This is a genomic window from Georgenia daeguensis, assembly GCF_039537705.1.
GTDB classification, from domain to species: Bacteria; Actinomycetota; Actinomycetes; order Actinomycetales; family Actinomycetaceae; genus Georgenia; species Georgenia daeguensis.
Window position 1 is genome coordinate 58,471 of sequence record NZ_BAABBA010000004.1, and the last position, 24,600, is coordinate 83,070.

At 72.5% G+C, this 24,600-nt stretch carries 22 protein-coding genes and 2 tRNA genes; 16 read left to right on the forward strand and 8 right to left on the reverse strand.

Annotation, left to right across the window (positions count from 1 at the left end; genetic code table 11):
* Positions 1 to 32: 32 nt before the first annotated feature.
* The gene (locus ABD774_RS05115) at positions 33 to 680 is read right to left on the reverse strand and encodes an IMPACT family protein (protein ID WP_345038400.1); all 648 of its coding nucleotides are present in this window, start codon (positions 678 to 680) and stop codon (positions 33 to 35) included.
* A gap of 181 nt (positions 681 to 861) precedes the next feature.
* Here ABD774_RS05115 and rpmF point away from each other — a divergent pair, with 181 nt between their 5' ends.
* Positions 862 to 1,029, forward strand: a complete 168-nt coding sequence (gene rpmF / locus ABD774_RS05120) for a 50S ribosomal protein L32 (RefSeq protein ID WP_043496948.1) — start codon at positions 862 to 864, stop codon at positions 1,027 to 1,029.
* Between the two features lie 224 nt (positions 1,030 to 1,253).
* On the opposite strand, the gene ABD774_RS05125 is transcribed toward rpmF, so the two are convergent.
* A tRNA-Gly gene (locus tag ABD774_RS05125) sits at positions 1,254 to 1,327 on the reverse strand.
* Between the two features lie 165 nt (positions 1,328 to 1,492).
* Here ABD774_RS05125 and ABD774_RS05130 point away from each other — a divergent pair.
* From ABD774_RS05130 to ABD774_RS05175, 10 genes are all read left to right on the forward strand, one after another.
* Positions 1,493 to 1,566 (forward strand) — tRNA-Pro (locus ABD774_RS05130).
* Between the two features lie 78 nt (positions 1,567 to 1,644).
* Complete coding sequence (locus ABD774_RS05135; RefSeq protein ID WP_345038406.1) at positions 1,645 to 2,070, forward strand: DUF6924 domain-containing protein; 426 nt, start codon at positions 1,645 to 1,647, stop codon at positions 2,068 to 2,070.
* Positions 2,071 to 2,200: 130 nt separating this feature from the next.
* Complete coding sequence (locus tag ABD774_RS05140; RefSeq protein ID WP_345038408.1) at positions 2,201 to 3,538, forward strand: cation:proton antiporter; 1,338 nt, start codon at positions 2,201 to 2,203, stop codon at positions 3,536 to 3,538.
* A 198-nt stretch (positions 3,539 to 3,736) separates the two neighbouring features.
* Positions 3,737 to 4,066 (forward strand): WhiB family transcriptional regulator, encoded by a 330-nt coding sequence (locus ABD774_RS05145; protein WP_345038411.1) that lies wholly within the window; start codon positions 3,737 to 3,739, stop codon positions 4,064 to 4,066.
* 228 nt (positions 4,067 to 4,294) lie between these two features.
* Positions 4,295 to 5,974, forward strand: coding sequence for a trigger factor (gene tig, locus ABD774_RS05150; RefSeq protein WP_345038413.1), 1,680 nt, complete (start codon positions 4,295 to 4,297; stop codon positions 5,972 to 5,974).
* 232 nt (positions 5,975 to 6,206) lie between these two features.
* Positions 6,207 to 6,833: an ATP-dependent Clp protease proteolytic subunit gene (locus tag ABD774_RS05155; RefSeq protein ID WP_425554484.1), complete on the forward strand. Its 627-nt coding sequence runs from the start codon at positions 6,207 to 6,209 to the stop codon at positions 6,831 to 6,833.
* Between the two features lie 71 nt (positions 6,834 to 6,904).
* Positions 6,905 to 7,552, forward strand: coding sequence for an ATP-dependent Clp protease proteolytic subunit (locus ABD774_RS05160; RefSeq protein ID WP_425554485.1), 648 nt, complete (start codon positions 6,905 to 6,907; stop codon positions 7,550 to 7,552).
* Positions 7,553 to 7,734: 182 nt separating this feature from the next.
* Positions 7,735 to 9,012 carry an ATP-dependent Clp protease ATP-binding subunit ClpX gene (clpX, locus tag ABD774_RS05165; protein ID WP_345038417.1) on the forward strand — a complete coding sequence of 426 codons (1,278 nt, stop codon included), beginning with the start codon at positions 7,735 to 7,737 and terminating at the stop codon, positions 9,010 to 9,012.
* 179 nt (positions 9,013 to 9,191) lie between these two features.
* Positions 9,192 to 10,421, forward strand: coding sequence for a baeRF2 domain-containing protein (locus ABD774_RS05170; RefSeq protein ID WP_345038420.1), 1,230 nt, complete (start codon positions 9,192 to 9,194; stop codon positions 10,419 to 10,421).
* An 87-nt stretch (positions 10,422 to 10,508) separates the two neighbouring features.
* Positions 10,509 to 10,862, forward strand: a complete 354-nt coding sequence (locus ABD774_RS05175; RefSeq protein WP_345038422.1) for a chorismate mutase — start codon at positions 10,509 to 10,511, stop codon at positions 10,860 to 10,862.
* Positions 10,863 to 10,994: 132 nt separating this feature from the next.
* Here the strand turns inward: ABD774_RS05175 and ABD774_RS05180 are convergent, their stop codons facing one another.
* Genes ABD774_RS05180 through ABD774_RS05195 form a run of 4 tightly spaced genes read right to left on the reverse strand, consistent with a single transcriptional unit; the run spans position 10,995 to position 18,017 of the window.
* Positions 10,995 to 12,815, reverse strand: a complete 1,821-nt coding sequence (locus tag ABD774_RS05180; RefSeq protein WP_425554470.1) for an AMP-dependent synthetase/ligase — start codon at positions 12,813 to 12,815, stop codon at positions 10,995 to 10,997.
* A gap of 16 nt (positions 12,816 to 12,831) precedes the next feature.
* Positions 12,832 to 15,522: a valine--tRNA ligase gene (gene valS / locus ABD774_RS05185; protein WP_345038424.1), complete on the reverse strand. Its 2,691-nt coding sequence runs from the start codon at positions 15,520 to 15,522 to the stop codon at positions 12,832 to 12,834.
* Positions 15,523 to 15,582: 60 nt separating this feature from the next.
* A complete protein-coding gene (locus ABD774_RS05190) occupies positions 15,583 to 16,881 on the reverse strand; it encodes an alpha/beta fold hydrolase (RefSeq protein ID WP_345038427.1) in 1,299 nt (432 codons plus the stop codon).
* Positions 16,878 to 18,017: a carbohydrate kinase family protein gene (locus ABD774_RS05195; protein WP_345038429.1), complete on the reverse strand. Its 1,140-nt coding sequence runs from the start codon at positions 18,015 to 18,017 to the stop codon at positions 16,878 to 16,880. The genes ABD774_RS05190 and ABD774_RS05195 overlap by 4 nt, the downstream gene beginning before the upstream one ends.
* A 38-nt stretch (positions 18,018 to 18,055) precedes the next feature.
* Here ABD774_RS05195 and ABD774_RS05200 point away from each other — a divergent pair, with 38 nt between their 5' ends.
* The 5 genes from ABD774_RS05200 to cofE all read left to right on the forward strand — a co-directional run bounded on the left by ABD774_RS05200 (position 18,056) and on the right by cofE (position 22,596).
* Complete coding sequence (locus ABD774_RS05200) at positions 18,056 to 19,399, forward strand: family 4 glycosyl hydrolase (protein ID WP_345038431.1); 1,344 nt, start codon at positions 18,056 to 18,058, stop codon at positions 19,397 to 19,399.
* Positions 19,400 to 19,520: 121 nt separating this feature from the next.
* Positions 19,521 to 20,009 (forward strand): flavodoxin family protein, encoded by a 489-nt coding sequence (locus tag ABD774_RS05205; RefSeq protein ID WP_345038433.1) that lies wholly within the window; start codon positions 19,521 to 19,523, stop codon positions 20,007 to 20,009.
* 400 nt (positions 20,010 to 20,409) lie between these two features.
* Entirely contained in the window at positions 20,410 to 20,805 is a 396-nt protein-coding gene (locus ABD774_RS05210) for a cupin domain-containing protein (protein ID WP_345038435.1), read from the forward strand.
* Positions 20,806 to 20,833: 28 nt separating this feature from the next.
* On the forward strand, positions 20,834 to 21,832 hold the full coding sequence (locus tag ABD774_RS05215; protein ID WP_345038438.1) for a TIGR03557 family F420-dependent LLM class oxidoreductase: 999 nt from the start codon (positions 20,834 to 20,836) through the stop codon (positions 21,830 to 21,832).
* Positions 21,829 to 22,596, forward strand: coding sequence for a coenzyme F420-0:L-glutamate ligase (gene cofE, locus ABD774_RS05220; RefSeq protein ID WP_486327270.1), 768 nt, complete (start codon positions 21,829 to 21,831; stop codon positions 22,594 to 22,596). Before ABD774_RS05215 ends, cofE begins: the two co-directional genes overlap by 4 nt.
* Here cofE and ABD774_RS05225 read toward each other — a convergent pair.
* Both ABD774_RS05225 and ABD774_RS05230 read right to left on the reverse strand, forming a co-directional pair.
* Positions 22,587 to 24,107: a DCC1-like thiol-disulfide oxidoreductase family protein gene (locus ABD774_RS05225; RefSeq protein WP_345038440.1), complete on the reverse strand. Its 1,521-nt coding sequence runs from the start codon at positions 24,105 to 24,107 to the stop codon at positions 22,587 to 22,589. The two genes, cofE and ABD774_RS05225, sit on opposite strands and share 10 nt — an antisense overlap.
* Complete coding sequence (locus ABD774_RS05230; RefSeq protein ID WP_345038442.1) at positions 24,104 to 24,577, reverse strand: hypothetical protein; 474 nt, start codon at positions 24,575 to 24,577, stop codon at positions 24,104 to 24,106. The genes ABD774_RS05225 and ABD774_RS05230 overlap by 4 nt, the downstream gene beginning before the upstream one ends.
* Between the last annotated feature and the right edge of the window lie 23 nt (positions 24,578 to 24,600).

Genomic DNA, 24,600 nt, shown 5'->3' on the forward strand with positions numbered 1-24,600 from the left:
TAGTTGTTCTATGGGAACTAGAGCAACAATTTTTACGACGCCGTGCCCGCCGGGTGCTCGACGACAGTCACGCCGGCGGACGCGACCCTCGCGGTGCCGGCGGTCAGGGCGGCCACCGTCCCGGCGAGCTCGGCGCCGTCGGCCGCGGCGAGGGTGAGCCGCACGCCTTCGGCGTCGTAGCGCACGTCGGGGACCCCCACCCCGCGTGCGTGCAGCTCCGCCTCCAGTCGGCCGGCGTCGGCGTGTCCGACGTCGACGGTCCACAGGCCCACGGTCTCGGCGCGGACCCGCGGCGTGACGGCCAGCGCCCCCTGCACGGCCTCTGAGTACGCGCGCACGAGGCCGCCCGTGCCGAGCTTGGTGCCGCCGAAGTAGCGGACGACGACGGCGACGACGTTCGACAGGCCGGAACCGCGCAGCGCCTCGAGCATGGGCATGCCCGCCGTACCGGCCGGCTCGCCGTCGTCGGAGGAGCGTTCGACGCGGTTCGCGCCGGGGACGTCGACGACGAAGGCCGAGCAGTGGTGCCGCGCGTCCGGGTAGAGGGACCGGGACTCGGCGACCGCCGCCCGGGCCTCCTCCTCGTTGTCCGCGCGGCGGACGAGGGTGATGAAGCGCGAGCGGCGCACCTCGGTCTCGGTGCGCACGTCCGTGCCCGGGGCGGGCCTGAGGTCGCTCACCGCCGCAGTATGCCGCCCCGGCGCGACCGATCTCACATCTCTGGTCCTGTCCTGGCCCCGGCAGGAGGCGGCAGGTGCGCTCGGGCGTGGGTTAGACTGCTCCGGTTGGTCTGACGCCCCTGCCACGTGGGAGGGTATGCGTCGGCAATATCCCTCTACCTACGGAAGGAGCGGCAAGGGCATGGCAGTTCCCAAGCGCAAGATGTCCCGCAGCAACACCCGCTCTCGCCGGTCCCAGTGGAAGGCCGAGCTCACCGAGCTCGTCGCCGTCCGCGTCCAGGGCCGCGAGGTCAAGGTGCCGCGGCGGCTGGCCAAGGCTTACCAGAAGGGCATGCTGGTCGAGGACTGATCCTCGCCGCGTACCCTGACGGCCCCCTCACCCACCGGTGAGGGGGCCGTCGTCGTGGGGCTGGCCGTCTGGCCTGGACTCCCGGGCCGCGTTGTCGGGGACGCCCGAGCCGGGTTGTCGGTCACGGCCAAGCACGGGTGGCGCGGACGGGCGGTGCCGGGTCGGCGACGGTGCGAAGGAGCCGGGGGCGTCGTCCGCCGTCGGGACGCCCAGGACGTTCGTGCTGGAGCGGGTGACCAGAATCGAACTGGCACCATCTGCTTGGAAGGCAGAGGCTCTACCATTGAGCTACACCCGCGCGGGCCGGAGCCGCACGAGGATTCTAACCAGATCGTTCCGCTGGTGCGTGACATCGATCAGGTGCGGCTGTGCGTCCAGGTGCGGCTGTGCGTCCGACGGCGCGGTGCGACCGCACCGGTGTCCCGGCCCGTAGAATGCGGGACTGGCGCCGCCGGTGGCGCGACGGGATGTGGCGCAGGTTGGTAGCGCGTCCGCTTTGGGAGCGGAAGGTCGTGGGTTCGAATCCCGCCATCCCGACTGTGTGATGTCGCAAGACATCCGCGACAGGCCGAACCCACGAATGTGGGCCCCGCCGCGGCGGGTACGGTCCGGTGCATGCGCCTGCCCGAGCCGTCCGACCTCTGCCTCCTGCTCGTGCGGACCGACTACTCCGACCAGCAGGCATGGCGCGCCGCGCTCGCAGCGGCGACCGCCGTGTACGAAGTCGGTGACTTCCCGCGCATGGGCGCGTGCCTAGAACCGGTCGAGTCGCCAGATCTGGCAGGCCTGACCCCGCACGACCTCGTGCACCTGCCGCGGGCCGGCTACGTGGGCCAGCTCGCGGTCGCTGACGCGCAGACCATGCGAGACCAGACCGTGCTGTTCATCGACCTGAACACGTACAACGATCAGGTCGGGCGGACGTTCCGGGCGATCCCGCAACAGGTCGAGGGGATAGCGAGCAATCTGACGATCGCGAACATGGACTTTTTCGAGTACGCCGACGCAGCCGACCCGGACGGTGTGTTCCGGGGCTTCTGAACGCTGCCGATCGACGGCCAGGTCCGCCGGACCTGAGCGTGCGCCGATGCTGAGCGCCTCAAGGCGTCCGCGGTGCCGTGATCCCACCCCTGTGCGACGCTTCCCCCTCCAGGTCGAAGGGGCGGTACCGATGGACCCCACCGGACTGACGTACGCGGCCGCGGGCCTGGCGGCACTTCTCGCCGCCGTGCTGCCGCGCCTGATCAGCCGCGCCCCCGTCTCGATGCCGATGATCTTCCTCGGCGCGGGCGTGGTCGCGTTCGCCACGATCGAGTGGTTGCCGAACCCCGACCCCCTGGCGCACGGCGGCGTCGTCGAGCACGTCACCGAGGCGTGCGTCATCATCTCGCTGATGGGTGCCGGGCTGGCCCTGGACAGACCCGTCGGCCTGCGCCGGTGGGGCTCCACCTGGCGCCTGCTCGGCATCACGATGCCCCTCACGATGCTTGCCGCCGCGTCGCTCGGCGGCTGGGCCCTGGGGCTTCCGGTCGCGAGCGCCATCCTCCTCGCGGCCGTGCTCGCCCCCACGGACCCCGTGCTGGCGAGCGAGGTGCAGGTGGCCGAGCCCTCGGACGCGGAGGGCGAGGACGAGGACGAGGTGCGTTTCGCGCTGACGTCCGAGGCCGGGCTGAACGACGGCCTCGCGTTCCCGTTCACCTACGCGGCCATCGCGGTCGCCATGGCGGGAACCGCGCCCGCCGGCTGGCTGGGCCGGTGGCTGGCCGTGGACGTGCTGTGGCGCCTCGGGGTCGGCGTCGGTGTCGGCCTGGTGCTGGGCTGGCTCCTCGGCAAGCTGTTCTTCTCCGTCAGCTCCGAGCGGCTGCGGCTGGCCGAGCACGGCGAGGGCTTCGTGGCGCTCGCCTGCACGTTCGCCGCGTACGGAGTGGCGGAGCTGGCGGAGGGCTACGGGTTCGTGGCGGTGTTCGTCTGTGCCTGCACCATCCGGGCCGCGGAGCGCGACCACGGGTATCACAAGGTGCTGCACCAGTACGTCGAGCAGCTCGAACGCCTCGTCACGATCGTCATCCTGGTCCTTCTCGGCGGCGCGGTGGCGCGGGGTCTCTTCGCCGACGTCACCTGGGGGCACGTGCTCGTCGCCGCCGTGTTCCTGCTGCTCGTGCGCCCGCTGGCGGGCTGGGCCGGCATGGTGGGGAGCAAGGCAGGCCCTCGGGAGCGCGCGGTCATCGCGTTCTTCGGCGTGCGGGGCGTGGGGTCGCTCTACTACCTCGCCTACGCGCTCGGGCAGGCGTCCTTCGGCCAGCCCCGCTCCCTGTGGGCGATCACCGGCCTGGTGGTGGTGGGATCAGTCGTCGTCCACGGCATGACGGCGGGCCCGGCGATGGCGCTCCTGGACGACCGGCGACGCGCCTACCTCCGCCGGGCCGGGGGCGGCCAGCGTGCGCCGCAGACGGGGGCGATGCCCCCGACGTTGCCGACGGGAGGACCGGCCGGGCAGGGGCCGCAGTAGCACGGTGAACGGGCGCAGGACGAGTTTTCGGCGTCGCAAAAGGCTCTGGATCGTTTCAACGGTCGTTCGGAATGCCCGAAGTCGCCTCCGCAGTTGTGCATTTACCGTTCAAGTGTTCCGTGAATGACGCCACATCACTAGGGTCTGCCTTATCGGGTAGGCGCCCCCCTCGCCAACCCATGTTCGCAGGAGACCCCCATGAGTGTTGACCGTTCCTGGACCGCGTACGCCGCATGCGCACAGCAGGCCCCTGACGCGTTGTTCGTGCGCGGCGCTGCGCAGCGATCGGCGCGCGAGGTGTGCTTCGGCTGCCCCGTCCGCGAGGCCTGCCTGGCCGAGGCCCTGACCACCGAGACGGAGTTCGGCGTCTGGGGTGGCATGACCGAGCGGGAGAGGCGAGCTCTGCTCCGCCGTCATCCCGAGGTGACTGACTGGGCCGCGTGGCTGGCCGAGCGTGGTGACGAGATTGAGAACCCGTCGATGCGGGCCGCGCGTCGCCGCGCCCGGCGTCCGCTCGTCAACGCCTGACGCCTGACGCCTCACGCCTGACGCCTGACGCCTGACGCTGCGCCCGACGCCCGGCCCTGCGCCGGTCGTCGACGCGCCGGCAGGTGACCCTCTCGTCGGGACGGTGTGCCCGGCCGCTGCGCCGTGCCCTAAGATTGGTCGGTCTGTGCGCCTCGCGCGCATGCAAGAACTTCGCGCCGCCCCCTGGGCGGGGCCTGACCGAACCGTCACGATGAGTGGAGCACCGCAGTGAAGAGCGCCGTCGAGAACCTTGAGCCCACCCGGGTCAAGCTGACCGTGGAGGTGTCGTACGACGAGCTCAAGCCGAGCCTCGACCACGCCTACTCCCACATCGCCGAGCAGGTCAACGTGCCCGGCTTCCGCAAGGGCAAGGTGCCCCCGCGCGTGCTCGAGCAGCGCGTCGGCCGCGCCGCGGTGATCGAGCACGCCGTCAACGACGCCGTCCCGGGCTTCTACAACCAGGCGGTCGCCGAGACCGAGGTCCGCCCCATGGGCCAGCCCAGCATCAACGTCACCGAGATCCCGGCCGTCACCGGCACGCCCGGCGGCCAGCTCGTCTTCGAGGCCGAGGTCGACGTCCGCCCCGAGATCTCCCTGCCGGCCCTCGACGGCATCGAGATCACCGTGGAGCCGGCCGCCGTGAGCGACGACGACGTGGCCGCCAAGCTCGACGAGCTGCGCGAGCGCTTCGGCACCCTGGTCGGCGTGGACCGGCCCGCCGAGGACGGCGACTTCGTCGTCATCGACCTCTCGGCGAAGGTCGGCGAGGAGGAGGTCGACTCGGTCTCCGGCGTCTCCTACCAGATCGGCGCGGGGAACATGCTCGACGGCCTGGACGAGGCCCTCACCGGCCTGACGGCGGGCGAGACCACCACCTTCACCGCGCCGCTGGCCGGCGGCGAGCACGCGGGTGAGGACGCCGAGGTCACCGTGACCCCGACCGCGGTCAAGGAGCGCGACCTGCCCGAGGCGGACGACGACTTCGCCCAGCTCGCCTCCGAGTTCGACACCATCGACGAGCTCCGCGAGGACCTGCGCGGCCAGGCCGCCAAGGACCGGGCGGCCGACCAGGCCGTCCAGGCCCGCGACCGTCTCCTCGAGCGCCTGCGCGGCGACGTGGAGATCCCCGTCCCGGCCGGCGTCGTCGAGGCCGAGATCGGCCGCCACCTCGAGGCCGAGGGCAAGGAGGCCGGCGACCCGCACGGCGAGGAGGTCCGCGAGGAGATCACCGACCTCCTGCGCGACCAGATGCTCCTCGACACCCTGGTGGACCGGCTCAAGGTCGGCGTGACGCAGAACGAGCTCCTCGAGTTCCTCGTCTCCAGCGCCCAGCAGTACGGCATGGAGCCGAACCAGTTCATCCAGGCGGCGTCCCAGACGGGGCAGATCCAGGCCTTCATGGGTGAGATCGCCCGCAACAAGGCTCTCGCCGTCGCGCTGCGCCAGGTCACCGTCAAGGACAGCGACGGCAGCGAGGTCGACCTGAGCGAGTACATCGGCTCGGACGAGCTCGACGCCGCCGGGCCGGACGGCGCGACCGCACCGGTCGAGGAGAAGGCGGCCGAGGCCGGCAGCGCGGAGTCCGCCGAGAGCGCGGAGTCCGCCGAGTCCGCCGAGAGCGGGGAGTCGGCCGAGAGCGCCGCGTCCGCCGGTTCCCCGGCCGAGGTCGCAGAGGCCGAGGAGGAGGCCGCCGAGGCGAAGAAGGCCCCCGCCAAGAAGGCTCCCGCGAGGAAGGCGCCTGCCAAGAAGGCCGACACGGCGTCGAAGGACGAGGGGGCGGCCAAGCCCGCGGCCAAGAAGGCGCCCGCGCGCAAGACGGCGGCGAAGACCGCGGAGAAGGCGCCCGCGAAGTCCGCCGCGGCCAAGAAGCCGGCCGCCAAGAAGGCTGAGAAGAAGGCCGACGAGTAGCAGCTCCCGGCCATCGCGGCGGGCCCGGCACCTTGTGGTGCCGGGCCCGTCGCACGTCCTGGACGGCCCCGGGCCGCTCCGCCTCGGTGACCGTGCGCCGTGAGCGAAAAGCGTCCCCTGGGGAAAGGATCTGTCGGCGGGCGGCGTTAGTGTCGTCCGAACGGACCATCACAGGCCGAGACGGCCGTGGCCGCGGGGCCCGGCGAGAAGGAGCATGCACGTGAGCGAGACGATGCCGCAGGCAAGGACCGAGAGCACCGGTATGGGCCTGAACGACAACATCTACAACCGGCTCCTCAAGGAGCGCATCATCTGGCTCGGCTCGGAGGTGCGTGACGACAACGCGAACGCGATCTGCGCGCAGATGATGCTGCTCGCCGCGGAGGACCCGGACAAGGACATCTTCCTCTACATCAACTCCCCGGGCGGCTCCATCACCGCGGGCATGGCGATCTACGACACGATGCAGTTCGTCCAGCCGGACGTCGCCACCGTGGCCATGGGCATGGCTGCCTCGATGGGCCAGTTCCTGCTCTCCTCCGGCGCGAAGGGCAAGCGTTTCGCGACGCCGCACGCCCGCGTCATGATGCACCAGCCCTCCGGCGGCATCGGCGGCACCGCCACCGACATCCGCATCAACGCCGAGCTGATCCTGCACATGAAGCGCGTGCTCGCCGAGCTGACCGCCGAGCAGACCGGCAAGACCGTGGAGCAGATCAACGCCGACGCCGACCGCGACCGCTGGTTCACGGCCCCCGAGGCGCTCGAGTACGGCTTCATCGACGGCGTCGTCGAGCACTCGCACTCGGTGCCCGGCGGCGGGGGCACCGACAGCAACAGCGGGCCCGAGACCAAGTGACGCCGCACCCCGCCGACCCGATGACCCCAGGAGCACCCGTGAGCACCAACTTCTTCGCCCAGGCCGGGCGCATGCCGGCCTCCACCGCGCCGGCCATGCCGGGGGCCCGGTACGTCCTCCCGCAGTTCGAGGAGCGCACCGCCTACGGCTACAAGCGCCAGGACCCGTACACCAAGCTCTTCGAGGACCGCATCATCTTCCTCGGCGTGCAGGTGGACGACGCCTCCGCCGACGACGTCATGGCCCAGCTGCTCGTGCTGGAGAGCCAGGACCCCGACGGGCTGATCACCATGTACATCAACTCGCCCGGCGGCTCCTTCACCGCCATGACGGCGATCTACGACACGATGCAGTACATCAAGCCGCAGATCCAGACCGTCTGCCTCGGCCAGGCCGCCTCCGCGGCCGCGGTCCTGCTGGCGGCCGGCTCGCCCGGCAAGCGCCTGGCGCTGCCCAACGCCCGCGTCATGATCCACCAGCCCGCGCTCGAGGGGGGCGGCTACGCGCAGGCCTCGGACATCGAGATCCACGCCAACGAGGTGCTGCGGATGCGCGAGTGGCTCGAGGAGACCATCGCCCACCACTCCGGCACGCCGCTGGAGCAGGTCCGCACCGACATCGAGCGCGACAAGATGCTCACGGCCGAGCAGGCCCGCGAGTACGGCCTCGTGGACCAGGTCCTCGAGTCCCGCAAGACCCCGGTCCTGACCAAGGCCTGAGGCCTGCCCGCGCCGGGTGCGTCCGCCCCTCGTGGCGGCGCACCCGGCGTCGGCGCACCGGGGTACCGTGAAGCGCCCGCGCGGCGAGCAGGACAGGAGCGCGCCCGGTGGTGTGGAATGGGAGTGTCGGACCGGATCGCCCGGCCGGCACGTGACAAGAGACGAGACGGTGGTGGAGCGCGGTGGTTCGCACGGGTGAGGGAGCGGACCTGCTCAAGTGCTCGTTCTGCGGAAAGAGCCAGAAGCAGGTCAAGAAGCTCATCGCGGGTCCGGGTGTGTACATCTGCGACGAGTGCATCGACCTGTGCAACGAGATCATCGACGAGGAGCTGGCGGAGGCGAGCGAGCTCGGGCTGGTCGACCTGCCCAAGCCCCGCGAGATCTACGACTTCCTCGAGGAGTACATCATCGGGCAGGACCGCGCGAAGCGGTCGCTCGCGGTGGCGGTCTACAACCACTACAAGCGCGTGCAGGCCCGCGAGTCCGCCGGGCAGGACGACGCCGGCGTCGAGATCGCCAAGTCCAACATCCTGCTCGTCGGCCCCACCGGGACCGGCAAGACGTACCTGGCGCAGACGTTGGCGAAGATGCTCAACGTGCCGTTCGCGATCGCCGACGCCACGGCGCTGACCGAGGCGGGCTACGTCGGCGAGGACGTGGAGAACATCCTCCTCAAGCTCATCCAGGCCGCCGACTTCGACGTCAAGAAGGCCGAGAAGGGCATCATCTACATCGACGAGATCGACAAGATCGCCCGCAAGAGCGAGAACCCGTCGATCACGCGGGACGTCTCCGGCGAGGGCGTCCAGCAGGCGCTCCTCAAGATCATCGAGGGCACTCAGGCCTCGGTGCCGCCCCAGGGCGGGCGCAAGCACCCGCACCAGGAGTTCCTGCAGATCGACACCACCAACGTGCTCTTCATCGTGGCCGGCGCGTTCGCCGGCCTCGAGGAGATCATCTCCGCCCGCGCCGGTCGGCGCGGCATCGGGTTCGGTGCGCCGCTGCGCTCCGCCGACCAGGAGGTCGACCTCTTCTCCGAGGTCCGACCGGAGGACCTGCACAAGTTCGGCCTCATCCCCGAGTTCGTCGGCCGCCTGCCGATCGTCGCCACGGTCAGCACGCTCGACCAGGAGGCGCTCGTGCGCATCCTGACCGAGCCCCGGAACGCCCTGGTCAAGCAGTACCAGCGGATGTTCGAGATCGACGGCGTCGAGCTGGAGTTCACCGACGACGCCCTGGAGTCCATCGCGGACCAGGCGCTCCTGCGGGGCACCGGGGCCCGCGGGCTGCGCGCCATCATGGAGGAGGTCCTCCGCGAGGTGATGTTCGAGGTGCCGTCGCGCGACGACGTCGCCCGCGTCGTCGTCACCCGTGAGGTCGTCCTGGAGAACGTGAACCCGACGCTCGTGCCGCGCGAGAAGGCCAGCAAGCGGCGTACGCCGCGGGAGAAGACGGCCTGACGAGCGACAGCGGCGACGGCGGTCGCCGACGGCCGAGGGCCGGCACCGGACGGTGCCGGCCCTTCGTCGTCCCCGGGGTGCAGGCCCCGTAAAGCTGCTTCGGGGGCACCTATGGCGTCCCGGGCCGAGGTGCGTCAGAGTGGACGCGACCAACCGACTCCGACACAGTGAGGTGCCCGATGCGACTTGACCGGATCACCGCCAACCTTCCCCAGGACGTCCCCCTCGTCACCGTCGTGATGGACGCGACGCGGGAGAGCGAGACGGGAAACCAGGCGGTGCTCACACGGTGGAAGGACCTGCGGCGCGGCCTTGAGGGGCAGGGCGCCGACGGTGCCACCCTGGAGGCGCTCGGCGAGCGCATCCGGACGATCAGCAACGCGGCCGGCAAGTACGGGCGGGTGCTCGTCGGGGCCAGGGGCGAGGTGGTCCTCGACTGCACACTCGCCTCGCCGCCGGGAGCGGACGAGGCCATCGTCGACCGCGGCGTCAACGCCCTCGCGCTCGCGCGCGTGGCCGACGAGCACGTGCGCTACCTCCTCGTGACCGTGGACCGCTCCGGCGCGGACGTCACGCTCTTCGAGTCCGCCACCGCGTCCGAGGTGGCTGCCGACCTCATGAGCGTCGAGGGGGGCCACGACGAGCTGACCAAGGCCAACGCGGGCGGATGGTCGCACCGCCGCATCGAGAAGCGCGCGGAGGACTCCTGGGAGCGCAACGCGGAGGTCGTCGCGGCCGAGCTGGACCGCATCGTCTCCGAGCGCCGCCCGGAGCTGCTGCTGCTCACCGGCGACGTCCGCGCCCGGGCGATGGTCGCCGACGCCCTCGGGCAGCAGGCCCGCGAGATCCTCACCATCCTCGACGGCGGCTCGCGGGCCGAGGGGGTCAAGCCCGAGGCGTTCAACGCGCACGTGGCCGACATGCTGACGCAGTTCCGGCTGCGCCGCCGGGAGGCGGTCGTGAACCGGTTCCGGGAGGTGCACGGCCAGGACGGCGCAGCCGTCGCGGGCCGTGACGGCGTCCTCGACGTGCTGCGGCGGGGTCAGGTCGCCGAGCTTCTCGTCACCGAGGAGGTGGCGGGGCCTCCGTCGTCGCTGGCCGGCAGGAAGCTCTGGTGCGGCGACGACCCGCTCCAGCTCGGCAACCGCACGGACGTGGTCGAGATGGGTGCGCGCGCCCCGCACGAGGTCCGCGCGGACCTCGCGCTCGGCCGGGCCGCCCTTGCCCAGGGCGCCGGCATCACGGTGGTCGACCCGGCGAGCGTCCAGCTGCCCGACGGCGTGGGTGCGCTGCTGCGCTGGAGCGACGCCGCGACGCCCAACGACCACCTGTTCTCCCAGAGCGCGGACCCGCACCGCGAGGGCCGCAGCCGGGTGGGGAAGCGGCAGTCGATCGGCGAGGCCCGCTGACGGCCCGCTGACGGCCGACCCGGGCGCCGGAGCTCCGGCACGTGGGCGCCCGGGTCCGGCGGCCGCCGTCTTCCGTAGGATCGCGCCATGACGACGACCCCAGGGATCCACCGCAGCAACGAGCCCGACGAGGTGCCGGCGGCGCTGCGCTCGGCGCGGGCGACGATCGACAACATCGACGCCGCGCTGGTGCACCTGCTCGCCGAGCGCTTCCGCTGCACCCAGCAGGTCGGCGTCATGAAGGCGGAGATGCACCTGCCGCCCTCGGACCCTGACCGGGAGGACCGTCAGGTGGCCCGGCTTCGCGCGCTCGCCGAGGAGGCCGGCCTGGACCCGGTGTTCGCGGAGAAGTTTCTCAAGTTCATCGTGGACGAGGTCATCCGCCACCACGAGGACATCGCGGAGGCCCGGGCCAACGGCGGCGGCACGCTCCAGTCCTGACCGCAGCGGCCCGTCACGCCGCGAGGCGTCATCTTCCCGGTGAGAGCTCACGAGCTCGTGAAGGTCTCACCGGGAAGATGACGCCCCGCCGGGCCGGCGACGTCTCACCGAGAAGAGGACGTGCCCGGCGGGTCAGGAGTAGATCTTCTCCACCTCGCCCGCGAAGTCCGCGAGCACCTTGGCGCGCTTGACCTTCTGCGACGGCGTCAGGTAGTCGTTCTCGATCGTGAGGTCCGTGGTGAGCACCCGGATCTTGCGGATCGACTCGGCCCGGGAGACCGCCTCGTTCGCGCGGGTGACGGCACGGTCGAGGGCCGCGAGCACCTGGGGGTTCTCCGCGGCCTCGGCGACGCTCATGGCCGGCAGGCCGTGGTTCGCCAGCCACTGCGGCAGCATGTCGCCGTCCAGGGTGACCAGCGCGCCGATGAAGGGCTTGGCGTCACCGACGACGACCACCTGGGAGACGAGCGGGTGGCCGCGCAGACGGTCCTCCAGCACCGCCGGGGCCACGTTCTTCCCGCCCGCGGTGACGATGAGTTCCTTCTGCCGGCCGGTGATGCGCAGGTAGCCGTCGGCGTCGAGGGTGCCGATGTCGCCGGTGACGAACCAGCCGTCGTCGAAGGCGGCCTCCGTGGCCTCGGGGTTGTTGCGGTACCCGCGGAAGACGTTGGGCCCCTTGACCTGGACCTGACCGTCCGCCCCGATGCGCACGGAGCTGCCGGGGTAGGGCGGGCCGACCGTGCCGATCTTGACCAGTCCCGGCCGGTTGACGGTGGTGGGGGCGCCGACCTCGGTGAGCCCGTAGCCCTCGAGGACGACGACGCCGATGCCGCGGAAGAAGTGCCCGAGCCGCTCGCCCAGGGGTGCGCCGCCGGAGATCGCGTACTCGAGGTCCCCGCCCATCGCGGCGAGGATCTTGCCGTAGACGAGCCGGGCCGCCACGGCGTGCTGCGCCTTCAGCGCCGCCCCGGGGCCGTCCGGCCGGTCCTGCGCGCGGGAGTACTCGATGGCGACCTTGGCGCCCCAGCGGAAGATCCGCTTCCTCGCCCCCGAGCCGGCCTTGGCGTCGGCCGAGTTGTAGACCTTCTCGAACACCCGCGGGACGGCGAGGAGGAAGGTGGGCCGGAACGCGCCGAGGTCGGCGACGAGGTTCTTCGCGTCCGGCACGTGCGCCATGACGGCGCCCGAGTAGATGCAGAGCACCTCCACGAAGCGGGCGAACACGTGGGCCATCGGCATGAACAGCAGCGTGCGCTTGCCGCCTCCGCGCACGACCCCGGAGAAGTTCGGGTCGTCCGTCCCGTTGACCACCAGGGAGACGAAGTTGCCGTGGGTCAGCTCGACGCCCTTGGGGCGCCCGGTGGTGCCGGACGTGTAGATGACCGTCGCCAGCGACTCCATGACGACGGCGTCGGTGCGCTCGTCGACCACATCCTCGGGCACCTCCGTGCCCGCGGCGGAGACCTGGGAGATGGCGAACTCGTCGATGACGTAGACCTTCTCCAGGCCGGGGACCTTGCCGACCAGCGGCTCGACCAGCGCGGCCATGGCGCGGTTCTCGGCGAAGACCAGGCGCACGCCCGCGTCGGTGACGATCCACTCGACCTGCTCGGCGGAGGACGTCTCGTAGACGGGCACCGGCACGGCGCCGACCGACCAGGCGCCGAGGTCCAGGACGGACCACTCGTAGCTCGTGCGGCTCATGATGGCGACCCGGTCGCCCGGCTCGACGCCGAGGGCCACCAGGCCCCGGGCGAACGCGCGCACCTCGTCGAAGAAGACCTTGGTCGTCACCGGGACGAAGCTGGACCCGAGCGCGGACTGCCGCTCGAAGATCGTGCCCTCCGGGTCCCGGGCGGCCCGCTCGCGCAGGATCTTCGGGATCGACATCTCCGGGGTCAGCGTCCCGCGGCCCGGGGTGGAGGCCTCCGGCAGCGTGGTGGTCTGGGTCATGGTGTCCTTCCGTGCGTCAGCGACGCGGTTCGGGCTCGTCGAGCTCGTGGTCGACGACGGCGGCGGCCTCTCCCGCGGGAGCGCCGAGAATCTCGAGGTCGCCGCGCACCCGGCCGGCCGCGCGCAGGTCGCCGAGCGCCTGCTGGACCAGGGCGATCGTGTCGGCGGGCAGCTGCAGGCGCGCCCGGGCGAAGCTGGTCTTCTGGGACGCCTTGGCCTCGGACTTGACCTTGCGCAGCGCCGCGAGCGCCTCGCCGGTCGCGGCGACGACCGCGGGGTCCCCGCCGGCCGCCGCGGCGCGCAGCGGCTCCGCCGTCGGCCACGACGCGGTGTGCACCGAGCCGGTGCGGTACCAGCTCCACACCTCCTCCGTGGCGAACGGGAGCACCGGCGCGAACAGCCGCAGGAACGTGTCCACGGCGATGGCCAGCGCGGCCCGCGCCGAGGCGACCTCGCTCACGCCCAGAGCCCCGTCACGGTTGTACGCGCGGTCCTTGACGAGCTCGAGGTAGTCGTCGCAGAACGTCCAGAAGAACGTCTCGGTGGTCTCCAGCGCCCGGGTGTGGTCGTACGCCTCGAAGGCGGCGGTCGCCGTCTCGACGACGTCGGCCAGCCCGGCGAGCATCGCGCGGTCGACGGGGGCGGTGACGGCGGCGGGGTCGAGGACGAGGTCCTCCTCCCCGCCCATCGTCAGGGCGAACTTCGACGCGTTGAGGACCTTGATGGCCAGGCGGCGGCCGATCTTCATCTGGCCGACCTCGAAGGCCGCGTCCGTGCCGAGGCGGGCGGAGGCCGCCCAGTAGCGCACGGCGTCGGAGCCGTGCTCCTCGAGCAGGCCCATCGGGGTGACGACGTTGCCCTTGGACTTCGACATCTTCTTGCGGTCCGGGTCGAGGATCCAGCCAGAGATGGCGGCGTGGCGCCACGGCAGCGCACCGAACTCGAGGTGGGCGCGGACCACGGTGGAGAACAGCCACGTGCGGATGATGTCCTGACCCTGCGGGCGAAGGTCCATGGGGTACACGCGGGCAAAGAGGTCCTCGTCGCGCAGCCAGCCGCCCGCGATCTGCGGGGAGAGCGACGACGTCGCCCACGTGTCCATGATGTCGACCTCGCCGACGAACCCGCCGGCCACGCCGCGCTGGTCCTCGGTGTAGCCCGCGGGGACGTCGATGCTCGGGTCGACGGGGAGCTGGGCCTCGTCGGGGGTGAGGACGCGCTGGTAGTCGGGCTCGCCGTCGTCCCCGACGGCGTACCAGACCGGGATCGGGACGCCGAAGAAGCGCTGGCGCGAGATGAGCCAGTCGCTGTTGAGACCGTTGACCCAGTTCTCGTACCGCACCCGCATGAAGTCGGGGTGGAAGTCGAGCTCCTTGCCGCGGGAGATGAGGTTCTCACGCAGCTCCTTGCCGTTGGCCTCCGTGTGGGGGCGGCCGCCGTTGCGGATGTACCACTGGCGGGACGTGACGATCTCGAGGGGCTTGTCGCCCTTCTCGAAGAAGTTCGTCTTGCGCTGGGTGGCGACCGGCTCGCCGACGAGGTCGCCGGAGGCCCTGAGCGCGTCGACGACGGCGGTGCGCGCCGAGAACGTCGTCTTCCCCGCCATCTCGGCGTAGGCGGCCCGGCCGCCGTCGTCCGTGATCCAGTCCGGGGTCTCGGCGAGGATGCGGCCGTTGCGGCCCAGCACCGGGCGGGTGGGCAGGTTCAGCTCGCGCCACCACTGCACGTCGGTGAGGTCGCCGAAGGTGCAGCACATCGCGATGCCCGCGCCCTTGTCCATCTCGGCCGCCGGGTGGGCGAGGACGGGCAGCTCGACCCCGAAGATCGGCGAGGTGACCGTGGTGCCGAACAGGTCCTGGTAGCGCTCGTCGTCGGGGTGGGCGATGAGGGCGACGCAGGCCGGGAGCAGCTCGGGGCGGGTGGTCTCGATGGCGACGGTGTCCGTGCCGTCGGCCCGGGGCGCCGTGAGGTGGAAGGTGACCTTGTGGTAGTGGCCCGGGTAGTCGCGGGCCTCGAGCTCGGCCTGGGCGACGGCGGTCTGGAACGTCACGTCCCACAGGCCGGGGGCCTGGGCCTGGTAGGCCTCGCCGCGGGCGAGGTTGCGCAGGAACGCCGCCTGCGCGACGGCCCGGGCGTCCTTGCCGATGGTCTGGTAGTGGTGTGTCCAGTCCACGCTCAGGCCCAGGTGGCGCCACAGCGCCTCGAACTGCTGCTCGTCCTCGGCCGTGAGCCGCTCGCACAGCTCGACGAAGTTCTTGCGGCTGACCGGGACCTGGTCCGCGGCCTTGACCGACTTGCCCTCGCCGCCCACGTGGGGCGGCGTGAAGTCCGGGTCGTAGGGCAGTGACGGGTCGCAGCGCACGCCGAAGTAGTTCTGGACGCGGCGCTCGGTGGGCAGGCCGTTGTCGTCCCAGCCCATCGGGTAGAACACGGCCTTGCCGCGCATCCGCTGGTAGCGGGCGACGACGTCGGTGTGGGTGTAGCTGAAGACGTGGCCCACGTGGAGCGAGCCGGAGACGGTGGGCGGCGGGGTGTCGATGGAGTAGACCTGCTCACGGGTCGCGGTGCGGTCGAAGGCGTAGGTGCCCTCCCGCGTCCACGCGGCGTTCCAGCGGTCCTCGATCCCGTCGACGCTGACCTTCTCCGGCACCGACGGGGCCGGGAAGGTCTCGACGTCGACGGAGGGGGCCAGGGATGCATCGCTCATGGTGACCGATTCTCCCACGACGGCGGACGTGCCCGTCGTCACGGTCCGCAGCGCCTCGCCTCAGCGCCGGGCGAGGGTGATGAGTTTGTCGAGGATGCGGGCGCCGTCGGTCCGGATGCCGTCGTGGGCGTAGTCGTTGCTCACCCACGGGCGCGCGTCGTGGAGCGTCTCCGCCGTGGCCGCCGAGAGGTCGAAGGGGACGAACATGTCGTCCACGTAGACCGCCGCGGCCACGGGAGGGCCCTGCGCGGCGAGGGCCTGCGCGTCGTACAGGGCCGGGAAGTCGTCCTTGGCCGCGAGCAGGTCCGCGGCGTCGGCGAGCGGCGCCAGGGCGGGGTCCTCGCGCAGCTGCCAGGGGTAGACGTGCTCGCCGGTGAGGTAGTACGGGCTCGAGGTGTCCGCCGGGTCGGCGTCCTCGGCGAAGCCGTCGTGCTCCTCGCGCAGGCGGTGCGCCGCCCACCGGGTGGCGGAGCCCTGGGCGTAGATCGCCTCGTGCAGGACGGCGTAGAGCGGGTTCGTGGCGTGGCTGAGGATGGCGCCGGCGTCGGCCAGAAAGGCCCGGCTGACCCGGCGGGTGCCGCTCACCTGCACGAAGGGGTCCTCGAGGACGTGGTGCAGCGCGTCGAACCCGAGGTCGGCGCCGAGCCGGATGCCGATCTGCCGCAGCCGTCGCGGGCTGAGCCGCTCGCCGGTGGGCAGGTGCTCCTCGGTGTCGGCGAGGTGCCGGGCGAGCAGGCGCAGGTTCTTCTCGTCGCCGGTGTAGCGCGCGAAGTACTGGCGGTTGCGGCGGGCCGTGGCGGCGTAGGTGCGCCGGTAGACGTCCTCGGCACTCGCCGTCAGGCCGGGCAGGCCGCCGGTCACGAGCGCCTCGCGGACCGAGCCGGGCGCCACGGAGAGGTAGCGGGTGATGACGAAACCGCCGAAGGACTGGCCGAGCAGCGACCACGCGTCGCCGGCGAGCGCCTCGCGCAGCAGCTCGGCGTCGTCGACGATGGCGTCGGCGCGGAAGTGGGCCAGGTAGGCGGCCTGCGCGGCGGCGTCGCCCCGCGCGGTGACGGTCAGCGCGTCGGCGGGGGTCGACAGCCCGGTGCCTCGCTGGTCCATGAGCACCACGCGGTAGTCCTGGAGCGCGCGGTCGATCCACCCGGTCAGCCGGGCAGGACGGTCGGCGCGCCCGCCGGGGCCGCCCTGCAGGTAGAGCAGGTACGGCCGGTCCTCCCCGCCGTCGCGGACGATCTCGCGCGCGAAGAGGCCGATGCGCTCGCCGGCCGGCTCGGCGTGGTCCAGCGGGACGGCGATCCGGTGCTCGAGGACGCTGTGCCCGTCACGGCGGTGCCGGATGGTCTCCACCCCGCTCATCGGGCCGCCCTCACCGTCGGCGCGGGCGCGGCGGTGTCGGGCATGGCGTCCGAGATCCGGGCGATGGTGGCCTCGGCGCGGCGGACCCGGGCGAGCGCGTGGCCGGGGAGGGCGTCGACGAGGAACTCGTAGCTGTCGGCGGTGGCGCGGGCGGCGCGGTCGCCGGTACGGGCGGCGGCGACCGTGGCGTCCCACCAGTCGGCGATGTCGCCCCAGCCGGGCGCCGCCAGGGAGCCGCCGAAGTGCTGCACCGCCAGGGCGGAGCACAGGACGGCGAAGCGCAGCCGGTGCTCCAGGAGCCAGCCCTGCAGGGTGCCGCCGATCAGCGCGGCGGCGAACACGTCGCCGGCGCCGGTGGCGTCCAGGGCCTTCACGCGCAGCGGCGGGACCTCGACCTCCGTCCCGGTCGCCGAGTCGACGGCGAGCGCACCCTCCGCGCCGACGGTCACCACCGCCAGCGGCACGTGCTCGGCGAGGGCGCGCACCGCCTCGCGCGCGGTGCCGGTGCGGGTGTAGGCCATGGCCTCCACCGCGTTGGGCGTGAACGCGTGGCAGCCGTCCAGCATGGAGAGACGGGCCGGGTCCCAGCTCTGCGAGGGGTCCCACCCGCCGTCGGCGAAGACGAGCGAGCCGGACGCGGCCACCGCCCGCCACCACGGCTCGTCACCCTCCCCGGGGTCGGTGAGGTCGGCGACGACGGCGCGCGCCGGGGGAGCGGCGGCCACGAGCGCGCCGGCGGGCTCGGGGTCGTGGTGGCCGTGGCTGACCATGGCGCGGTCGCCGTCGAGCGCGAGGGAGACCGTCACGGAGGTGTGCCAGTGCCGGTAGCGGCGGGAGGCGGACAGGTCCACGCCCTCCTGCTGGGACAGCACGGTCCAGAGCCAGTCGGCGTAGGCGTCGTCGCCGAAGCCGGAGGCCATCCCGGTGCGCAGGCCCAGCCGGGCCGCCGCCACCGCCAGGTTCGCGATCCCGCCGGGCGCCGTGCCCATGCCCTCCGCCCAGACCTCCGTGCCGGGTACCGGCCCGCCCGGCAGGCCCGTGAAGATGAGGTCGAAGAAGACGGGGCCCGAGACCAGGAGGTCCAGCGGGGCGGTGGGGGAGGCGGTGGGGGAGGCGGCGGAGGCGGTGGGGCTCATGGTGCCCACGATCCTGCCACCCCGATAGCGTGGGCCACGTGATTCTCACGATCCTCGGCGGCGGGGGTTTCCGCGTGCCGCTGGTGTACGAGGCTGTCGCCGCGGCGAGGGAGCGGGTCGCCGTGGACGAGGTCGTCCTGCTCGACGACGACCCGGCCCGGCTCCGGGTGATGGCGGGCGTGCTCGAGCAGGCCGGCGCCGGCGCGGCGGGGCCGGTGCCCCGGGTGCGCGCCACCACGGAGCTCGACGACGCCGTCACCGGGGCGGACGTCATCTTCTCCGCCATCCGGGTGGGCGGGACGGCGGGGCGCACGCGCGACGAGCGGGTGGCGCTCGGTGAGGGGCTGCTCGGGCAGGAGACGGTGGGCCCGGGCGGGCTCGCCTACGCGCTGCGCACCGTCCCCGAGGTCGACCGCATCGCCGCCCGCATCGCCGAGCTCGCCCCCGGCGCGTGGACGATCAGCTTCACCAACCCCGCCTCGATCGTCACCGAGGCCATGCGGACGTGGCTCGGCGGGCGGGTGGTCGGGATCTGCGACACCCCCATCTCGCTCGTGCGGCGGACGCTGCGTGCCCTGGGGCTTCCCGCGCAGGCCTTCGACCGCGGCGACGTCGAGATCGACTACGCCGGGCTCAACCACCTCGGCTGGCTCCGCGGCGTGCGCGCCGGCGGCGAGGACCTGCTGCCGGGCCTGCTGGCCGACGACGCCGCGCTCGCGGGCCTGGAGGAGGCGCGCCTCATGGGCGCGGACTGGGTCCGGGCGCTGGGCGCGCTGCCCAACGAGTACCTGTACTACTACGACTTCACCCGCGAGGCCGTGGCCGGCATCGCCTCGCGGGGGTCGACCCGAGGCGAGTTCCTGCTCGCCCAGCAGGGGGCGTTCTACGAGGCGGCCGCCGCCCGGCCCGACCGGGCGCTGGAGCTGTGGCGCGCGACGCTGGCCGAGCGCGAGGCCACGTACATGGCCACGGAGCGCGAGGCCCAGCAGGCCGGCGAGCGGGCGGAGGAGGACCTCGGCGGCGGCTACCACGAGGTCGCGGTCGACCTCATGGCGGCGCTGCTCGGCGGCGAGGAGCACCGGATGATCCTGGACGTCGCGAACACCGGGCCCGACGGCGCCCCGCTCGTGGCGGGCCTGCCCGGCGACGCCGTCGTGGAGGTCCCGGTGCGCGTCGACAGCGACGGGGCGCACCCGCTGCCGCTGCGACGCCCGCTCGAGCCCGCCATGCTCGCCCGGGTCCAGGCCGTCAAGGCGTGCGAGCGGCTCGCGATCGACGCGGCGCGGACCCGCTCGCGCGAGACGGCGTGGCTCGCCCTCGCGATGCACCCGCTCGTGGACTCGGCCGCGGTGGCGCGGCGGCTGGTCGACGCGTACCTCTGACCGGTGCCCGGGACCGTGGTCCCTTCCCTCCGCACCCCCCGCGGGGTTTCCCTGGGAGAGCAAGGTCGCGGAGCGCGCTCCGCCCCTGGAGCGCCCCGCGCGAGGTCAGGGAGGACCGGTCATGCACGTCGCCTACTACCACGCATCCAGGTTCGGCAACGGTGCCGCGGTGGCGGCCAGGTTTGCGGACGTCATGGCGGCGAGGGGTGTCACGGTCGACGTCCGGCACATGCGCGACGCCGACCCGAAGAACCTCCCCACGGCCGACCTGTACGTCTTCAGCGCGCCGGGCTTCATGGGGAAGCCACGCCGGACGGCCCGGAGCTTCGTCAAGCACGTGCGGCTGGAGCCGGGCTCCCGGTACGCGATCCTCACCACCGAGGTCGCGCCGAGGCCGGACAAGAACGGGCAGATGCCGGACCCGGAGAAGCTCGACCGCTGGCAGCGCGTCATGCCGATCATGAGGGAGCTCCTCGAGGGCAAGGGCGTCGAGGTCGCGGAGGGCACCGTCAGGGTGACCGACCTCAAGGGGCCGCTCGAGGAGGGTTGGGAGGACAAGGTGCGGGCCTTCGCCGACCAGATCTCCTCGCCCCAGAGCTCCGCCGCCTGAGATCCAGCGTCCGGAGGCTGTCCCCTGAACGGACAACCGCGCGGGTGGGCGGACAGCCGCGCGGGCCACCGGCGCTCGTGGACGTCGAGAGCACGAGGTCGCCCTCGACGAGGGGCGCCTCCCTGGTGCGCGCGCGTCGTTCCGTCAGGCTGAGCCTCACAGAGTGACGCCGGCGCCCCCCCGGCCGCCGGCCGCCACCGCCGCCGGCGCGCCGTGTCAGGTTCCGCCGTCGGCGCGCCGTGTCAGGTTCCGCCGTCGGCCGCCGGCTGCCGGCCGTCGGCTGCCGGCTGCCGGCCGAGGTGCTCCGGCCGTCGGCCGAGGTGCTCCGGCTGCGCTCCTCGCCGCCCTGCGAGAGGGTGGGGCGACGGCGCACCGCGCACCACCGAACGAGGAGGCACGCATGACGTTCCACCACTGGTCCCGAGACAGCGAGGCCGAGCAGTCCAAGGACTTCCGGCGGGTTCTGTGGACCGGGGAGCACAGCCAGCTCGTCATCATGACGATCGAGCCCGGCGGGGAGATCGGCGAGGAGACGCACCCCGACAACGACCAGATCCTCAGCTTCGTCTCCGGGTCTGCCAAGGCCGTGATCGAGGGTGAGGAGCACCTGGTCGCGGCCGGCGACATCGTCGCCGTGCCGGCGGGGACGAAGCACAACTTCGTCAACGTCGGGCACAGCCCGCTGGTCCTCTACACGATCTACGGCCCGGCCCACCACGCCGAGGGGGCGGTGCACGCCACCAAGGAGGAGGCGGACGCCAAGGAGGAGGCCGGCGAGGACGAGCCGCCGCAGTGATCCCGGGCCGGCCTGCCAAGATGGCCCCATGAGTCTGACGATCGGTTACGCCGCGGCCCTCGAGCAGTTCGCGCCCATGGAGGCGGTGGAGTACTCGGCGCTCGCGGAGGAGCACGGCTTCTCCGGGGTGATGGCGGCGGACCACTTCCAGCCGTGGACGCCCACGCAGGGGCAGGCCGGCTTCGTGTGGAACGTGCTCACGGCGGTGGCGGAGCGGACCCGGGGCGACCTCGGGCCCGGCGTCACCGCCCCGACGTTCCGGTGGCACCCGGCGATGGTGGCCCAGGCGTCGGCGACCTTGGCGACGATGTACCCCGGGCGGCACTGGCTGGGGCTCGGCTCGGGGGAGGCGCTGAACGAGCACGTCGTGGGCGGCTACTGGCCCGAGGCGCCGGAGCGGATCAACCGGATGTTCGAGGCGATCGAGATCATCCGCAAGCTCTTCACCAACTCCCTCGCGGGCAAGGACACCAAGCACGCGGGCACGTTCTACAAGCTCGAGTCCACGCGGCTGTGGTCGATGCCCGAGGAGGCGCCGCCGATCCTCGTGGCCACCGGCGGCCCGGTGACCGCGAGGCGGGCGGGCAGGCACGCGGACGGGCTGATCACCGTGGGGGCGCCCCTGGAGAAGATCGGCGGGCTGTTCGAGAAGTTCGCCGCCGGGGCGAAGGAGGCGGGCAAGGACGTGGACACGATGCCGAAGGTGCTCCAGCTGCACCTCTCCTGGGCGCCGACCGACGAGGAGGCGCTCGCGAACGCGATGGACCAGTGGCCCAACGGCGGCATGAAGTTCCCGAAGGCCGACATCCGCTCGCCCTTCGACTTCGCCGCGATGGCCAAGCTCGTGCGCGAGGAGGACTTCGCCGGCCGCATGGTGATCTCCGCCGACCCGGACGAGCACCGCGCGGAGATCCAGCGGTACGTGGACCTCGGTTTCGACCGCATCTACCTGCACAACGTCGGCCGCAACCAGCGGGAGTGGCTCGAGGTCTTCGGCCGCGACGTCCTGCCCAAGCTCGCCCGGTGAGCGCCGACGGCATGCTGCTCGCCCAGGCGCCCGACGGCGTCCCGATCATCACGCGGGGCGACGATCTCGCCGCCCTCCTCGTCCCGGTGCTCGAACGGCTCTCCTGGCCCGACGGCTCCACCGGGCTCGCGGAGGGCGACGTCGTCGTCGTCGCCTCGAAGATCGTGGCCAAGGCCGAGGGCCGGCTGGTCGCCGCCCGGGACGACGCCGAACGGGAGTCCGTGATCGCGGGCGAGACGGTGCGGGTGGTGGCCGAGCGCGAGCGGCCCGACGGCACGACCCTGCGCATCGTGGAGAACAAGCTCGGCCTGGTCATGGCCGCGGCAGGTGTGGACGCCTCGGACGTGCCGCCCGGGACGGCGCTGCTGCTGCCCGAGGACCCCGACGCCTCCGCGCGACGGCTGCGCCGCGGCCTCCTCGCCCGTACCGGCGTCCGCCCGGGGGTGCTCATCACCGACACCGCCGGCCGCCCGTGGCGCCGGGGCGTGGTGGACATGGCCATCGGCGCCGCCGGCGTGCAGGTGGTGACCGACATGCGGGGGAGCAGGGACGCGTACGGCAGAGAGCTGCAGATCACGGTGATCGCGGTGGCGGACGAGATCGCCGCCGCGGCGGAGCTGGTCAAGGGCAAGGTGTCGGGTCGCCCGGTCGCCGTGGTCCGGGGCATGGGCCACGTGGTGACCCTGGAGGACGGCGACGGCGCCGCGTCCCTGATCCGCCCGGCGGTCGAGGACATGTTCCGCCACGGGGTCTCTCAGGACTGACCCGGGCCTCCCGGGCCGGCGGCCTCGTCGTCCGGGACCGGGGCGGGGGTGACCGCGCAGCTGTCGGTGCCACCGGGCATGCGGTGCCGCCGGGCCGCCACGGCCCGGTAGACCACGTCCGCCAGCGGGCGCACGGGGTCGCTGGCGATCAGCAGCCCCGCCACCGTCGCCGGCCCACCACGGGCGACCATCGCGGCGGCGATGGCCGCGCTCCCGCCGCGCAACGGCCCCTCGCTGCCCTGCCAGTACGCCTGGCGCGAGAGATCCTCCGCCCGCAGGCCGAGCTCGGCCAGGTCGGGCACCGACTGCCACGGAACGATGGTCACCCGGTCCGGTCGCCGCCGGGCCAGCCAGAGCGCCGCGCGGGTGCAGAAGCCGCAGTCGGCGTCGTACAGCAGCCGCCCCGAGGTGTCGGCGCCGCGGCGGACCGCCCGGGCGGCCCGGGCGAGCCGCACCACGGGCGCGAGCAGGAACCAGGCACCGACGGCCCCTCCGGCGACGAGCACGACGGGGTAGACGACGTCGGCGGCATTCCCGGCCGACTCGACGAGCAGGGACCAGCCGACGCCGCCCGCGAGCACCACGACCGGTGCGAGGCGGACCAGCCGGGCCGGCGCGACGAACGAGCGGCGCAGCGCCCGTGGCACCGGCACGCGGTCCCACGGCACCACGAAGCCGTACGTCACGACGTTCATAAAGAAGGCGATGTTCATCATGAGCCACACGCCCAGGTGGAACGTCGCCGCCACCGCGAAGGCCAGCCGCGTGGTGGTCCACCACAGCACCGCCACGATCATCCCCGCCTCCAGGACGATCGTGGCGATGTCGAGGATCTCCCAGAACACCGGGTGGTCGAAGTTGAGGAAGAACGGGGCGAGGAGGTCGTCCTTGCCGTTGGTGAAGTACTGGCGCACCTGATGGCCCTGGACCGCCTGGGTGCGGGGACTGAGCCAGTCGCCGCGGATCTTCGGCCAGGCGGCCGTCAGGAACCCCAGGCCGATCATGAGCGCGTACAGCCGCAGCGGCCACTGCTCCGCGCGCTCGGGCGCCTCGGGCAGACCTCGGGCGCGTCGTCGCACCGCGTCCAGGGACATCCGGTCCCCCCACCCCGCGAGGGCCATCGCCGCCGGGATCAGCACGAGAAAGATGTCGTGGTCTATTTTTCCGAGGCTGTACGTGAAACCGAAACCCGTCATCGCGACGATCACCGAGAAAAATGACGCGGCGCGTGTGAACCATCCGAGCAGAATTGCGACCAGGCACGAGGCGAAAATCGCCTCCAGGGCGCGCAGGAAAACCTCGGGCGGAAATCCCGGGAAAAGCATGAAAGGCCCCGGCGGGGCGATGTACATCGAGTCGGGGAAGAGCGTCGGCCAGGAGAAGTCCGGGAGGGTCAGCAGGGCGATGACGGCGTAGACGACGCGGTAGCGCGCCAGCGAGGTCCTGGTGAAGGCCCCGCCGTGGATCCAGGCGTCGATCCGGGCGGTCCTGGTCGTCGTCGCGCTGCTCATGACTGCCCCCCGAACGGGATGACGGTGCGGTCGCCCACCGTGACGCGGGGAGGGCCGTCCTCGTCGAGGTCGTAGTGCACGGTCCGCCAGCTGATCACCGCGCGGACCGGTTCTCGGCCACCCGCAAGGACGGACACGCGCTCCTCCAGCCACGCGACGGTCTCGGGAAGGTCCCGCCGCGGGCTGTCCGGCCGGAAGGCGGTCGAGAACACCCGCGTCGGCGACGACTTCGCCTGCGCCATCACCTCGAGGTGGCTGAAGGTCTCGGAGCCGCCGTCGGCGTAGTCGACCGTGACCGTGGGCTCGTCCGAGTCGACCGTGCCCGCGACGGGGCCGATCCCGCCGAAGCCCGGCTGGAACAGTCCGGGATACGGCTCGCGCCACATCTCGTCCACCGCCACCTGCACAATAAATCCAGTCAGGGCAAGAATGAAAATGCCCCGGACCAGAGAGTTCCGAGTCGTCCTCATCGCGCCAAGGTAGCGTCCGGCGC

Coding starts and splice junctions, on each gene's coding strand:
- ABD774_RS05160 (WP_425554485.1), top strand. CDS start 6,905: ATGCCGGCCTCCACCGCGCCGGCCATGCCGGGGGCCCGGTACGTCCTC.
- ABD774_RS05210 (WP_345038435.1), top strand. CDS start 20,410: ATGACGTTCCACCACTGGTCCCGAGACAGCGAGGCCGAGCAGTCCAAG.
- ABD774_RS05145 (WP_345038411.1), top strand. CDS start 3,737: ATGAGTGTTGACCGTTCCTGGACCGCGTACGCCGCATGCGCACAGCAG.
- rpmF (WP_043496948.1), top strand. CDS start 862: ATGGCAGTTCCCAAGCGCAAGATGTCCCGCAGCAACACCCGCTCTCGC.
- ABD774_RS05205 (WP_345038433.1), top strand. CDS start 19,521: ATGCACGTCGCCTACTACCACGCATCCAGGTTCGGCAACGGTGCCGCG.
- ABD774_RS05155 (WP_425554484.1), top strand. CDS start 6,207: ATGCCGCAGGCAAGGACCGAGAGCACCGGTATGGGCCTGAACGACAAC.
- ABD774_RS05135 (WP_345038406.1), top strand. CDS start 1,645: ATGCGCCTGCCCGAGCCGTCCGACCTCTGCCTCCTGCTCGTGCGGACC.
- ABD774_RS05215 (WP_345038438.1), top strand. CDS start 20,834: ATGAGTCTGACGATCGGTTACGCCGCGGCCCTCGAGCAGTTCGCGCCC.
- ABD774_RS05195 (WP_345038429.1), bottom strand. CDS start 18,017: ATGAGCCCCACCGCCTCCGCCGCCTCCCCCACCGCCTCCCCCACCGCC.
- ABD774_RS05175 (WP_345038422.1), top strand. CDS start 10,509: ATGACGACGACCCCAGGGATCCACCGCAGCAACGAGCCCGACGAGGTG.
- ABD774_RS05180 (WP_425554470.1), bottom strand. CDS start 12,815: ATGACCCAGACCACCACGCTGCCGGAGGCCTCCACCCCGGGCCGCGGG.
- ABD774_RS05225 (WP_345038440.1), bottom strand. CDS start 24,107: ATGAGCAGCGCGACGACGACCAGGACCGCCCGGATCGACGCCTGGATC.
- valS (WP_345038424.1), bottom strand. CDS start 15,522: ATGAGCGATGCATCCCTGGCCCCCTCCGTCGACGTCGAGACCTTCCCG.
- ABD774_RS05230 (WP_345038442.1), bottom strand. CDS start 24,577: ATGAGGACGACTCGGAACTCTCTGGTCCGGGGCATTTTCATTCTTGCC.
- ABD774_RS05190 (WP_345038427.1), bottom strand. CDS start 16,881: ATGAGCGGGGTGGAGACCATCCGGCACCGCCGTGACGGGCACAGCGTC.
- ABD774_RS05140 (WP_345038408.1), top strand. CDS start 2,201: ATGGACCCCACCGGACTGACGTACGCGGCCGCGGGCCTGGCGGCACTT.
- ABD774_RS05170 (WP_345038420.1), top strand. CDS start 9,192: ATGCGACTTGACCGGATCACCGCCAACCTTCCCCAGGACGTCCCCCTC.